Annotated in this window: 8 protein-coding genes; all 8 read left to right on the forward strand. The window is 71.9% G+C overall.

All coding sequences use genetic code 11. From position 1 onward, the window contains the following. Positions 1-9 precede the first annotated feature (9 nt). The 8 genes from ACK1X7_RS09765 to ACK1X7_RS09800 are packed head-to-tail and all read left to right on the forward strand — an operon-like array spanning position 10 to position 13,155. Positions 10-1,335, forward strand: coding sequence for a nucleotide sugar dehydrogenase (locus ACK1X7_RS09765; protein ID WP_398160645.1), 1,326 nt, complete (start codon positions 10-12; stop codon positions 1,333-1,335). After that, complete coding sequence (locus ACK1X7_RS09770) at positions 1,325-2,590, forward strand: glycosyltransferase family 4 protein (protein ID WP_385140308.1); 1,266 nt, start codon at positions 1,325-1,327, stop codon at positions 2,588-2,590. Before ACK1X7_RS09765 ends, ACK1X7_RS09770 begins: the two co-directional genes overlap by 11 nt. Further along, complete coding sequence (locus ACK1X7_RS09775) at positions 2,587-3,984, forward strand: Wzz/FepE/Etk N-terminal domain-containing protein (RefSeq protein ID WP_385140311.1); 1,398 nt, start codon at positions 2,587-2,589, stop codon at positions 3,982-3,984. Before ACK1X7_RS09770 ends, ACK1X7_RS09775 begins: the two co-directional genes overlap by 4 nt. Beyond that, positions 3,981-5,501 (forward strand): Wzz/FepE/Etk N-terminal domain-containing protein, encoded by a 1,521-nt coding sequence (locus ACK1X7_RS09780; protein WP_390792492.1) that lies wholly within the window; start codon positions 3,981-3,983, stop codon positions 5,499-5,501. The genes ACK1X7_RS09775 and ACK1X7_RS09780 overlap by 4 nt, the downstream gene beginning before the upstream one ends. Before the next feature lie 3 nt (positions 5,502-5,504). After that, positions 5,505-7,439, forward strand: coding sequence for an asparagine synthase (glutamine-hydrolyzing) (gene asnB / locus ACK1X7_RS09785; protein ID WP_413114962.1), 1,935 nt, complete (start codon positions 5,505-5,507; stop codon positions 7,437-7,439). A gap of 18 nt (positions 7,440-7,457) precedes the next feature. After that, complete coding sequence (locus ACK1X7_RS09790) at positions 7,458-9,656, forward strand: bi-domain-containing oxidoreductase (RefSeq protein ID WP_398160641.1); 2,199 nt, start codon at positions 7,458-7,460, stop codon at positions 9,654-9,656. Beyond that, the gene (locus tag ACK1X7_RS09795) at positions 9,653-11,629 is read left to right on the forward strand and encodes a heparinase II/III family protein (RefSeq protein WP_413114963.1); all 1,977 of its coding nucleotides are present in this window, start codon (positions 9,653-9,655) and stop codon (positions 11,627-11,629) included. Before ACK1X7_RS09790 ends, ACK1X7_RS09795 begins: the two co-directional genes overlap by 4 nt. An 8-nt stretch (positions 11,630-11,637) precedes the next feature. After that, positions 11,638-13,155: a right-handed parallel beta-helix repeat-containing protein gene (locus ACK1X7_RS09800; RefSeq protein WP_385140327.1), complete on the forward strand. Its 1,518-nt coding sequence runs from the start codon at positions 11,638-11,640 to the stop codon at positions 13,153-13,155. Position 13,156 lies beyond the last annotated feature (1 nt).

Raw genomic sequence — 13,156 nt, forward strand, 5'->3', positions numbered from 1 at the left:
AGACGGGGCATGAGAGTCAGCGTTTTCGGGCTCGGCTACGTGGGCTGTGTATCGGCCGCGTGCCTGGCCGGCATGGGGCACGAGGTCATCGGGGTGGACGTCAACCAGGTGAAGGTGGACCTGGTCAACGACGGCAAGGCGCCGGTGGTCGAGGAGCGGATCGGCGAGCTCATCGCCGAGGTCGTGCGGACCGGAGCGTTACGCGCCACCGGCGACGTCCGCGAGGCGATCAGGAACAGCGAGGTGTCGCTGGTCTGCGTGGGCACGCCGTCGGAGCCCAACGGCAGCCTGTGCACCACATATCTGGAGCGGGTCACCGAGCAGATCGGCGCCGCGCTGGCCGAGGGGGCCGGGCACGGGGGCCGGCAGACCGTCGTGTTCCGCAGCACCATGCTCCCGGGCACCTGCCTGAACCTGCTGGTGCCGATCCTGGAGAAGAACGTCGGCGGCACGGCCGGGGTGGACTTCGGGGTCGCGGTCAACCCGGAGTTCCTGCGCGAGGGCACGAGCGTGCGGGACTTCTTCGACCCGCCCAAGACCGTCATCGGCGAGCTCGACCCGGCGAGCGGCGACGCGGTGATGGCGCTGTACGACGGCGTGCCCGGCGAGGTGTTCCGGGTGCCGGTCCCGACGGCCGAGGCGATCAAATACGCGGACAACGCGTTCCACGGCCTCAAGATCGGCTTCGCGAACGAGCTGGGCTCGGTGTGCCAGGCGCTCGGGGTGGACTCGCACCAGGTGATGGACGTGTTCCTGGCCGACCGCAAGCTGAACATCAGCCCCGCCTATCTGCGGCCCGGCTTCGCCTTCGGCGGCTCCTGTCTGCCCAAGGATCTGCGCAGCCTGGTCTATGCGGCGCAGCGGGCCGATGTCTCGGTTCCCATTCTCGCCCACGTACTGCCCTCCAACTCCGACCATCTCCAGCGCGCGGTGGACCTGGTCGAGCGCACCGGCAAGCGCCGGATAGGCATGTTCGGGCTGTCCTTCAAACCCGGCACCGACGATCTCCGCGAGAGCCCGCTCGTCGAACTGGCGGAGCGGCTCTTCGGCAAGGGTTACGACCTGCGGATCTACGACGCCAACGTCAACCTCTCCCGGCTGATCGGGGCGAACCGCGAGTACATCGAGAACCGGCTGCCGCATCTCGCGCAGTTGCTCGCGGAATCCGTCGGCGAGGTGCTGGAGCACGCCGAGGTGTGCCTGGTCGGGACCAGGGATCCGGACGTGCTGTCGGCGCTGCCGCAGGGCGACGGTCCGGTGCTTGTCGATCTCATCCGCCTTCCCGACGCCGAGGCGCGCCGGGCCGAACCGGGGTACATGGGCCTTGCTTGGTGACACGACCGGCGGTGGCGCGCTGAACCGTCGCGCGCTGATCCTGGTGGAGAACCTGTCGGTGCCGTTCGACCGGCGGGTGTGGCAGGAGTGCACGACGCTGCGCGAGGCGGGCTGGGAGGTGCACGTCATCTGTCCCCGGGGGGACAAGCGGGACACGGAGCCCGAGGCGGAGATCGACGGGGTGCGGATCCACCGCTACCCGTTGCGCGCGGCCACCGGAGGACCGGCCGGGTATCTGCGGGAGTACGGATCGGCGCTGTGGCATACGGCCCGGCTGGCCCGCAAGGTCGGCCCGGTCGATGTGGTCCACGCCTGCAATCCGCCCGACCTGCTGTTCCTGGCGGCGTGGTGGCTGAAGCGGCGCGGCGCGCGGTTCGTCTTCGACCAGCACGATCTGGTACCCGAGCTGTACCTCTCCCGGTTCAACCGCGGCGAGGACCTGCTCTACCGCGCCGTGTGCGCGCTGGAACGGCGGACCTACCGGGCCGCGGACATCGTGCTCGCCACGAACGAGAGCTACCGGGACGTCGCGCTGCGCCGTGGCGGAAAGCGGCCTGAGGACGTCTTCGTGGTGCGCAGCGCGCCTCGGACCGACCGGTTCCAACCGGTGCCGCCCGAACCGGAGTTGAAGCGCGGCAAGCCCCATCTGCTGTGCTATCTGGGCGTCATGGGCCCGCAGGACGGCGTCGACTACGCCTTGCGGGCCCTGGCGAAGCTGCGCGACGAGCTCGGACGGACCGACTGGCATGCGGTGTTCGTCGGCGCCGGCGACGCCTTCGACGCGATGGTGGAGCTGTCCCGGCGGCTCGGGCTCTCCGAGCAGGTGCGGTTCACCGGCCGTATCCCGGACGCCGACCTGGTGCGCTATCTGTCCACCGCGGATGTGTGTCTCTCCCCCGACCCGCGCAATCCGCTCAACGACGTGTCGACCATGAACAAGGTCCTGGAGTACATGGTGATGGGCCGGCCGATCGTCTCGTTCGACCTGAAGGAGGCGCGCGTCTCCGCCGGTGACGCCGCCGTCTACGCGCCCGCCAACGACGAGGCCGCGTTCGCGGGGCTCATCGCGCTGCTCCTCGACGATCCGGAGCAGCGGGCCCGGATGGGGAAGATCGGCCAGGAGCGGATCGGCGGGCCGCTCTCCTGGCGGAACTCGCAGGCGTCGCTGCTCGCCGCCTACGCCGCCGCCTGCCGCGACCACACTCCGGTGTCGGCGGGCGACCCGGTGCGGCCGAGGAAGAGGCCGCACCGTTGAGCGATGACACGATACGCCTGGTCACGATCGGGCGGATGCTCCGTCGGCGCTGGCGGCTGCTCACCGTCCTCGCCGTGGTGGGTGCGCTCGTCGGCTACGGCACCTCGTTGCTGTTTCCGCCGCGGTACACCACGTCGGCATCGGTACTGCTGCCGGGGCAGTGGGAGGAGCGCGAGCTGCTGACCCAGGCGGAGATCGCGACCAGTTCGGTGGTGGTCGACCGGGTGGCCGCCACACTCGGCTGGCCCGGGGTCGGCGGCAGCGGGCTGCGGGATCGGGTGAGCGCCAAGGCCGCCGACGGAAACATCATCAAGATCTCGGGTACGGCCGACACCCCGGAGCGTGCCCGGCAGCTCTCCGACCAGGTGGCCCAGCAGTTCGTCACCTTCGCCGCGCGGCTCGCGGGCGACAACACCGACCCCGGTACGGCGGCCGGGCCCGAGGACTTGCGGAAGATGGTGGTGCAGACCAACCGCCGCATCACCGACCTGGCCGAGGCGGCCGATCCGGGGCGGACCGTGGAGGGCGTGCAGGCCCGCACCGAGCTGGCGAAGCTGCGTACCGCGCTTCAGGAGGCAGTGAAAAAGCTGGACGAGGCCGACCCGGCGACCAACAGGGGCACCATGGTCGTCATGGGGCCGGCGGCCCGGCCGACCGGCGAGGCGGCGCCGACCAGGACGCAGTTCATCGTCGCCGGGGCGCTGCTGTTCTTCCTGATCGCGGTCATCGGCCATCTCGCCGCCGCACGGGTGAGCCGCCGACCGCGCACCGGACCGGAGATCGCCGCGGCGCTGGGCTCCCCGCTGCTGGGCACCGTCGACGTACCCGGTGAACGGCGGGCGCGGCGGCCGGAAGGCCGTGGCCCGCGGGCCCGGATCCGCCGGCTGCTGGGCGTCGACATCCGGTGGGACCTGCCGACCCCGCGGACGTCCGGCGACGAGGCGAGCAGGCAGCTCCGCTACCGGCGGGTGTGCGCCCGCCTCCGGGACCAACTGCCGGGCCCCCGGCGGCTGCTGGTTGTCGTCCCGGACGGCGACGAGGTCGCCCGCCGGGCCGCCGGACAGCTCGTCGCCGAGGCCGAGAGCGATGCTTCCCCGACCTCTTCGAGCAGGGGATACCCCATGCTGCGGGTGGTGGCGGTCTCGGTGTCCCAGCCGGTGGTGCCGGACCGCGACGCCGAGTCCGGTGCCCTGGTCGTGCTCAGCGCGGGCACGCGGACCGCGGAGGAGCTCGCCGACGTCGCCGAGGCGTGTGCGGACGCGAGGCATGAGGTCGTCGGCATCGTCGTCGCCGCCACGGTCCGGGCCCGTCCGGCACGGTCCGCCGGCCCTCCCCGGGATGCCGCCACACCCGCGCTCACGGCTCGCGGCCACGCGCCGGGAGGTTCGGTGTGACGACGAGCAAGACTTCGGAGTCGTCGGCCTCCGCTCCGCTGCTGGACCTCCAGGCACTGGTGGTGGCGGTGCGCAGGCGCCGCCGCCTGTGGTGCTCCCTGGCGCTGCTGGGGCTGCTGGCCGGCGCGGCGGTGGCGGTCCTGCTTCCGCCGCCGCCGACCGCGGTGACCAAGGTGCTGGTCGCGCACAAGGAGGACCAGCCGAACGACACCGGAACGCTGATCCGTACCGACGTCGCACTGCTTCAGACCACGCGGATCGCCGACAAGGCCCTCCAGTCCCTCAAGTCCCCGGAAAAACCCGAGGACTTCATGCAGGACTACCGGGGTACCGGCTTGACCAACAACCTGCTCCAGATCACCGTGACCGGCGACAGCGACGCGCAAGCGGTGGCCCGCGCCAAGGCGCTGGCCGACACGTTCGTCGCGGACCATGTGCGGCGGATGCGGGAAACCGCGAAGGCCGAAGCCAAGGCCCTGCTCGATCAGCGTGACCGCATGCGGGGCGAGCTCGCCCGGGTCAACAAGGAGATCGGAGAGCGATCGCCGGACAGCGATCCGAAGGCGTCGGCGGGCACCGAGTCGCTCTTCGCCCGCCGCGCCGAACTCAACTCGCGGATCGCCGATTTCGACCAGCGCGCCGCGGAGGCGCGCACCGGCACACCCCAGGTCGTCTCCGGCACCCAGATCGTGGACGCCCCGCGCGCGGTGCGGTACTCCCTGCCCAAGGCCGCCGTCACCGACGCCGCGGTCGGGCTCGTCCTCGGGCTCGTCCTCGGGCTCGCGCTGGCCGCGGTCGGCACGGTGGTGGCGGACCGCCCCGTGCTGCGCCGGGAGATCGCGGCGAACCTCGGCGCCTCGGTCATCGCGGAGCTGCCCCGCCGGACGGGCGGGCTGTGGCAGCGCCGACGCACCCGGGCGGCCCGGACAAGGCTCACCACGTCCCTGGCCCGCACCGTGCGCGACTGTGCGGAACCGGTGTCGCTGCTGGAGCTGGGCTGTGCGCGCAGCACGAGCGCGATCGCCCTGGACGTCGCCGGGGCACTGGCGGCGGACGGCCCGGTGGTCATCGTCGATGGTCTGCCCGGCCCGCAGCTCGCGGGCCGCCGCGCGAAGCCAGGAGACCCGGCCGTGGTCAGCGGCGAGCAGGCCGCGGCCATGCCGGATCAGGAGCGCCGGCTCGGAGTCGGCTCGGTGGCGCCCGGCACGGCGTGGACCGACCTCCAGTACCTCGGCACCCGGACCGTGCTCGTCGTGCGTGCCGGGCACGGCAGCGCCGCATGGCTGCACACCGTGGCGCGGCAGCTCGCGGACCAGCGCATTCCGGTGATCGGTGTGGTGTTGATCGACCCCGATCCGCGGGACCGGACCGACGGCACGCTGTGGGACGGGCTGCATATCGCGCTGCGGGGCCATGGCGAGCGGCCCGCCCGGCAGAACGTGAAGGGCCGGCTACGGACGGAGCGGCCGCCGATGTGGGCCGCACGGGTCCCGGACAGCGACCAGGAGGCGCAGTAGGACATGTGTGGCATCGCAGGCACCTACCGATGGCCGGACGGGAAGGTCGTGACCGACCGGCTCACCGACACCCTCGCCCACCGCGGTCCGGACGGGTCCGGCCGGTACAGCCACCCCGCCGGTGACGGCGAAGTGCACCTGGGCCACCGCCGGCTGGCCATCGTCGACCTGTCCGGGACCGGCGCCCAGCCGATGGTCTCGGACGGCCTCGCCCTGACGTACAACGGCGAGCTGTACAACGCGCCCGAGCTGCGTGCCGAACTGACGGCCGCCGGGGTGCGCTTCCGCGGTACCTCGGACACCGAGGTGCTGCTCGAAGCCTGGCGGCGCTGGGGCACGGACTGTCTGCCCCGGCTGCGCGGCATGTTCGCGTTCGGGATCTTCGACGAGCGCACCGGCGACCTGGTGCTCGCCCGCGACCAGCTCGGCATCAAGCCGCTGTTCCTGCTCCGGCGCGGTGCGGGCCTGGTGTTCGCCTCCGAGCTCAAGGCACTCGCCGCCGCCACCGGCGGGTCGCTGGAGGTGGACCATGCGGCGCTGGTGGCCTCGCTGCTGTACTACTGGGTGCCGGACTCACGGTGCGCGTTCCGCGAGGCGGAGAAGCTGCCGCCGGGGAACTGGCTGCGCCTGCGGGCCGACGGCCGGGTGGAGCGCGGCCGGTTCTGGGACCTGAGGGACGTCGCCGCCGAGGGGCGGGAGCGGGCCCGGGCCGGCGAGCGGCCGGATGTCGCCGCCATCGTCGAGGAGTCGACGCGGCGCCATCTGCTCTCCGACGTACCCGTGGCGACCTTCCTCTCCGGCGGTCTCGACTCCAGCTATCTGACCGCGCTGGCCGCCCGCGACCAGCCCGGGATCTCCGCTTACACGATCGGGTTCCGCGCCGAGGACGCCAGGTTCGAGGCGATGCCGGACGACCTGCGCCATGCCCGGCGGGTGGCCGAGCGGTTCGGCGTCGACCTGCATGAGATCGAGATCGCTCCGAACGTGCTCGACCTGCTGCCGGAGATGACGTACCACCTGGACGAGCCGATCGGCGATCCGGCCGCGATCAACACCTTTCTGATCTGCTCGGCCGCCCGGGAGGCCGGGGTCAAGGTGATGCTCTCGGGGATGGGTGCCGACGAGCTGTTCGCCGGGTACCGCAAGCACCTGGCCAACGTCCTCGCGCTGCGCTACCAGCGCGTCCCGAGGCCGCTGCGGCGCGGGGTGTCCGCGGCCGTGGACCGGCTGCCGGTCGCCACGTCCCGCCGGGGGTACCGGTCGGTGCGCTTCGCGAAGCGGTTCCTCTCCTTCGCCGATCTGCCGGAGGAGACCGCGTTCCGGCGCAGCTACACCATGTACGACCAGGACGAGCTGCTCGCCCTGGTCGACCCGGACCTGGCCGGGACGGTCGAGGACGTGCTGACCGAACATGCGGACGTCTATCAGGACAATGACCTCGACGACTTCGTCAACCGCATGTGTCTGGGCGACGCCCGGATGTTCCTGCCGGGCCTGAACCTCGCGTACACGGACCGCTCGAGCATGGCCGCCTCGACCGAGGTGCGGGTGCCGTATGTGGACGTCGAGGTGGTCAAGGCGGCGTTCGCGGTGCCCGGCGATCGCAAGATCGTCGGACGGCAGGGCAAGGCCGTCCTCAAGGAGGCGGCCACCTCGATCCTGCCGCGGGAGATCGTGTACCGGCCCAAGGGCCTGTTCAGCGCCCCGCTGCGGGCCTGGATGAGCCGGGATCTGGCACCGCTGGTGCGCGAGGTGGTCAACGACGGGGTGCTCGTCCGGTCCGGGTTCCTGCGCCGCGACGCGCTGGCGCGGATGGTCGCCGAGGACGCCGCCGGACAGCGGGACTTCTCCAAGCATCTGTGGCATGTGCTGACCCTCGAGTACTGGTATCGCGACGCGACCTCCGGGTCCGGCCAGAGCACTCGGTTAACGGCTTAGGAATTCGGAGGAGTTCGGGTGAAACAGGTTGTGCAGAACTACAAGAGCGGCGAGCTGGCGGTGCTCGATGTGCCGGTGCCGGGGTGCAAGCCGGGCGGTGTGCTGGTCCGCAGCGCCTACTCGCTGATCTCCACCGGGACCGAGCTGATGAAGGTGTCCGAGGCCGGCATGTCGATGCTGGGCAAGGCCCGCTCCCGGCCCGACCAGGTGGCCAAGGTCATGCAGAGCGTGGCCACCAACGGGGTGCCCGCCACCTACCGCAAGGTGATGGGCAAGCTGGACTCCTATACGCCGCTGGGCTACTCGCTGTGCGGGGTGGTCGAGCAGGTCGGCGCCGGGGTCGACGATGTGAAGGTCGGCGACCTGGTGGCCTGCGCCGGCAATGAGCACGCGCTGCACGCCGAGCTGAACTGGGTGCCGAAGAACCTCTACGCCCGGGTGCCGGACGGCCTCGCGCCGCGGCACGCGGCCTTCGGCACCGTCGGGTCGATCGCGATGCAGGGCGTGCGCCGGGGCGAGTCCCGGCTCGGCGAGGTGGCCCTGGTCATCGGCCTCGGGCTGATCGGGCAGTTGGTGGTGCAGCTCCTCACCGCCTCGGGAGTCCGCGTCGTCGGGGCCGACCCCGACCCGGGGCGCTGCGGGCTCGCCGCGCGGCTGGGTGCTGCGGCCTGCGGCGATCCGGCGTCCGCGACCGTGGAGACCGCCGTCGCCGAGCTCACCGGCGGTCACGGCGTGGACCAGGTGTATCTGGCCGCCGGCGGCGGCAGCAACCAGCCCGTCGAGCTGGCCGCCCGGCTCTGCCGGGACCGCGGCCGGGTCGTCGACATCGGCAAGTGCCGCCTGGACCTGCCGTGGAACGCGTACTACGAGAAGGAGCTCGACGTCCGGTTCTCCCGCAGTTACGGCCCCGGTCGCTACGACCCGGAGTACGAGCTGGAGGGGCGGGACTACCCGATCGGCTATGTGCGCTGGACCGAGCGCCGCAACCTGGCGTGCTTCCTCGATCTCCTCGCCCGCGGCAGCGTCGACGTGGAGCCGCTGGTCTCCCACGTCGCCGACTTCGACGACGCCGTCGAGACGTACCAGCGCCTCAAGGACGGCGACCTGAAGGCCGTGGCCGTGCTGTTCCGGTATCCCGAACCCGCGCGGGAAACAGCGGAGGCCGCGGCTCCGGCGGTGGCCGTGCCCGCGGTGAAGCAACGCGGCGCTGGCGCGTCCGCCCCGGCCCGGGCCATCCCGACGCCGGTGCGCCTCGCGTTCGTCGGCGCGGGAAACTACGCGACGTCGATGCTGCTGCCGCATCTGGCACCGCGCGACGGAGTCGTGCTGTCGACCGTCGTCACCACGACGGCGCTGTCCGCGGCCAACGCGCAGCGGAAGTTCGGCTTCGCCGAGGCCACCACCGATCTCGACGCCGTGCTCGGCGACCCGTCCATCGACGCGGTGTTCGTGGTCACCCGGCACAGCTCACACGCCGAACTGACCCGAAGGGCACTGCTGGCCGGCAAGCCCGTGTTCGTGGAGAAGCCCCTGGCCCTCACCGAGGACGAGCTGGCCGGGGTGCTCGCGGCGGTGGAGGAGTCCGGCAACGACCGGCTCCAGGTGGGCTTCAATCGCCGGTTCGCGCCGCTGCTCCAGGAGGCCAAGAGGCGGCTCGGCACCCGGACCGGTCCGGCGAACCTCCGCTACCTGGTCAACGCGGGCCGCCTCGCGCACGGCAGTTGGTACCTCCAGCAGGGCACCGAGGGCTCGCGGTTCGCCGGGGAGGGCGGACACTTCATCGACACGGCGAGCTGGCTGCTCGATTCCGACCCGGTCTCGGTGTACGCGGTCGCCACGTCCGGCAACGAGGACCTCCAGATCGTGCTGCGCTACCCGGACGGGTCCACCGCCACCATCAGCTACGTCACCACCGGCCCGGCCGGTTTTCCCAAGGAGACGCTGGACCTGGTCGCCGATGGCAAGGCGCTGCGGCTCGACGACTTCGTCCGTGCCGCTGTCTACGACGGCGGCCGCAAGCGGTGGATCAGTTCGCGGCTGCCCAAGGCCCGGGACAAGGGCCAGTCCGCCGAGCTGGCCGCGTTCATCAAGGCCGTGCGGACCGGCGGGCCGATGCCGGTGCCGCTGGAGTCGCTGGTCGCCACCACGGCGGCCACCCTCGCCGTGCGGACCGGTCTGGCCGGCGGTGCGCCGGTGACGTTGGCGAGGGCGCGATGACCATGACCGCGAGCTGGTATCTGCGGCGGCTGTCCCGGATGGGACCGCGGGAGGTCGCGGGCCGGGTGGCCGACGCGGTGCGCAGACGGCGGTGGCGGTCGGCGCGGCCGGACTGCCCAAGCGTGACCGGCGCCCGGTTCACCGCGGTACTGCCCGCCGGGACGATCGCCGCGGTGCCACCGGACGCCGCGAAGCGTCTGATCGCCGAGGCGGACCGGCTGATGTACGGGCACGCCGAGTACTTCGGGGTGGTCCGCGACGACCTGGCCGACCCGGACTGGTGGTACGACCCGAAGACCGGGCGCCGGGCTCCGTGGGGCTACGCCTTCAACCTGCCGTACCGGAACGAGGACGCGGTCGGGGACATCAAGCAGATCTGGGAGCTGTCCCGGCACCAGTACCTCACCGTGCTCGCCGCCGCCTACGCGATCACCGGGGACGAGCGGTACGCCGAGCGGGTGGCCGCGCACCTGCGGTCGTGGTGGGCGGCCAACCCACCGCTGCGCGGTGTGCACTGGATCAGCGGCATCGAGCTGGGGATCCGGTTGCTGTCCTGGGTGTGGATCCGCCGGCTGCTCGACGGCTGGCCGGGCGTGGCCGGGCTGTTCGAGGGCAACCCGGTGGCGCTGAACCAGATCTGGCACCACCAGCGCTGGCTGGCCGCCTTCCCCAGCCGGGGATCCTCGGCCAACAACCACGTCATCGCCGAGGCCGCCGGGCAGTTCGCCGCGGCCTGCGCGTTCGGCTGGTTCCCCTCCTCGGCGCGCTGGCGGGCCGGTGCGCTGCGGTCGCTGGAGCGGCACCTGCGCGGCAACACCTTCGACTCCGGCCTCAACCGCGAGCTGGCCACCGAGTATCACGGGCTGGTACTGGAGCTGGGCCTGGCCGCGGTGGCCGAGGCGGATGCCGCCCGCGTGCCGGTCCCCGCGTCCATCCGGCTGGTGCTGCTGCGGATGACCGACGCGCTCGCGGCCGTCGTGGACAGCCACCTGCGTCCGCCGCGCCAGGGGGACGCGGACGACGGGCACGGTCTGGTCGTGGACGGCGCGGGCACCGACCGCTGGGCCTCGCTGTTGGCCACCGGGGACGCCGTGTTCGGCCGGCTCGCCTGGTGGCCGGAGGTGACCGGTACCGATGTGCGTACCCCGCTGCTGGCCGCGCTCATCCGGCCGTACCCGGACATCGCGGCCGCACCGGTCGTGCTCCGCCCGCCGAGCCGACCAGGCCACTTCGCCGACGCGGGGCTCACCATCCTGCGCGGTCCGGGAGAGATCTGGTGCCGCTGCGACGGCGGTCCGCACGGCTTCCTGTCCATCGCCGCGCATGCCCACGCGGACGCGCTGTCCGTGGAGGTCCGGCACGACGGGGTCGATGTGCTCGCCGACCCGGGGACGTTCTGCTACCACGGGCAGCCAAAGTGGCGGCAGTACTTCCGGTCCACCCTCGGCCACAACACCCTGCAAGTGGACGGCGGTGACCAGTCCGTCTCCGGCGGCCCGTTCCTGTGGACCCGGCATGCCCGCAGCCGCGTCCTGACCGCGGACACCTCGGACACCTCGGACGCAGGGACGGCCCGCTGGTGTGCCGAGCACGACGGCTACCAGCGGTCCATGCACCGCCGCCGGGTGGAACTGACCTCCGCGAAACGGGAGTTGAGGGTGGTCGACGAGGTGCGCGGCCCGCGCCGGGACGTACGGCTGGCGTTCCACCTCGGCCCGGCGATCGCCGCGGATCTGGTGGGGAACCGGGCGGTGCTCACCTGGATCCGGGACGGCGAGGGGCGTTCCGCGGTGCTCGACCTGCCCGGGCAACTGTCCTGGCGGGCGCATCGCGGCGAGAGTGACCCGCCGCTGGGCTGGTACTCCGCCGGATTCGGGCGCAAGGAACCCGCCACCACGCTGGTCGGCACCGGCTTCGCCGACGGCACCGCGCTGTCGGGGGAGTTCACCACCGTGCTCAGGTTCCGCGGCTAGGGGGGCGCGTGGGGATCAGGAGGCGGCACTGGGCGCTGGCGGCACCGCTGGCGCTGGCCCTGCTGACGGCGACGGGCTGTGAGAGCACGCCGGGTGCCCGGGCCAAGCCGACCGCTGGGCCGGCCACGTCCGTGGCCCGGGTGTGCGCCAAGCCCGCGGCCGGGCCGGCGAAGGCGCCGGCGGGCGCGGTGACGGTCGACCCCGCGGTGGCAGGTGACCTGGCCGCGAAAACGAAAAGCAGCCCCCGGAACACCACGTTCTGGCTTCGGCCCGGCAAGCACAGGCTCGAGCCGGACCGGTACGCCCAGGTCATCCCCAAGGAGGGGGACCGCTACCTCGGTGCGCCGGGCGCGGTGCTCGACGGCCGGAAGAAGAACCAGTACGCGTTCGGCGGTACCGCCCGCGACGTCACCATCCGCTATCTGACCGTGCGGGGTTTCGTCGCGCCGCACGACGAGGGCGTGGTCAACCATGACTCGGCCGACGGATGGGTGATCGAGCACACGACGATCCGGAACAACTCGGGGGCCGGGCTGATGGCCGGTGCCCGCCAGCAGGTCCGCGCCAGTTGTCTGCGCGACAACGGTCAGTACGGCATGAACGCGTACAAGGCCAAGGGCCGTATCAGCGGTCTGGTGGTCGAGGGCAACGAGATCGTGGGCAACAACACCGGCGACTGGGAGCGGCGGCGGGAGGGCTGCGGCTGCACCGGGGGCATCAAGTTCTGGGCCGTCAACGGCGCCGACGTACGGGGCAACTGGGTGCACGACAACCGCGGCACAGGGTTGTGGGCGGACACCAACAACAACGACTTCCGCATCGAGAACAACCTGCTCGAGGCCAACGACGGCGCCGCGCTGATCTATGAGACCAGCTACAACGCGGTCATCCGGAAGAACACCATCCGGCGGAACAACTGGGTCGAGGGCCGCGGCTACGCCGACCGCGGCGACACCTTTCCGTATCCGGCCATCTACCTGTCCGAGTCCGGCGGCGAACCACGGATCCGGGCCCGCACGGACAAGATCGATATCTACCGGAACGTGCTGGCGGACAACTGGTCGGGGATCACCCTGTGGGAAAACGCCGACCGGTTCTGCAACAGCCCGGCCAACACCTCCTCCGGTGACTGCACGTTACTGGTGAAGAACACCCACCGCTGCGCACGGCCGGCGATCGCCACCGCACCGCTCTACGCCGACTGCCGGTGGAAGACCCAGCGGGTGGACATCCACCAGAACCGCTTCGTGCTGGACAAGTCCGCCGTCGACTGCGCGGGGAAGTGCGACCGCATGGCGGTGCTGGCCAACTACGGCACCTATCCGGACTGGTCGCCGTACCAGGGTGAGCGGGTGGCCGAGGCGATCACCCGCAAGCAGCACAACCGCTGGCACGACAACGTCTACCTCGGGCCATGGAAATTCGTGGCCCACGACCCGAGCCGGACACTCGACACCTGGCAGTGGCAGGGCACGCCGTACCAGCAGGACGCGGGCAGCACCTTCCGGGCACGGGACGGTGGCTGAG

Source organism: Streptomyces sp. CY-1, from assembly GCF_047218265.1.
Classification (GTDB): domain Bacteria; phylum Actinomycetota; class Actinomycetes; order Streptomycetales; family Streptomycetaceae; genus Streptomyces; species Streptomyces niphimycinicus.

Bases quoted from the DNA above. Each gene is read 5' to 3' on its own strand.
- ACK1X7_RS09765 (WP_398160645.1), top strand. From the start codon at position 10: ATGAGAGTCAGCGTTTTCGGGCTCGGCTACGTGGGCTGTGTATCGGCC.
- ACK1X7_RS09795 (WP_413114963.1), top strand. From the start codon at position 9,653: ATGACCATGACCGCGAGCTGGTATCTGCGGCGGCTGTCCCGGATGGGA.
- asnB (WP_413114962.1), top strand. From the start codon at position 5,505: ATGTGTGGCATCGCAGGCACCTACCGATGGCCGGACGGGAAGGTCGTG.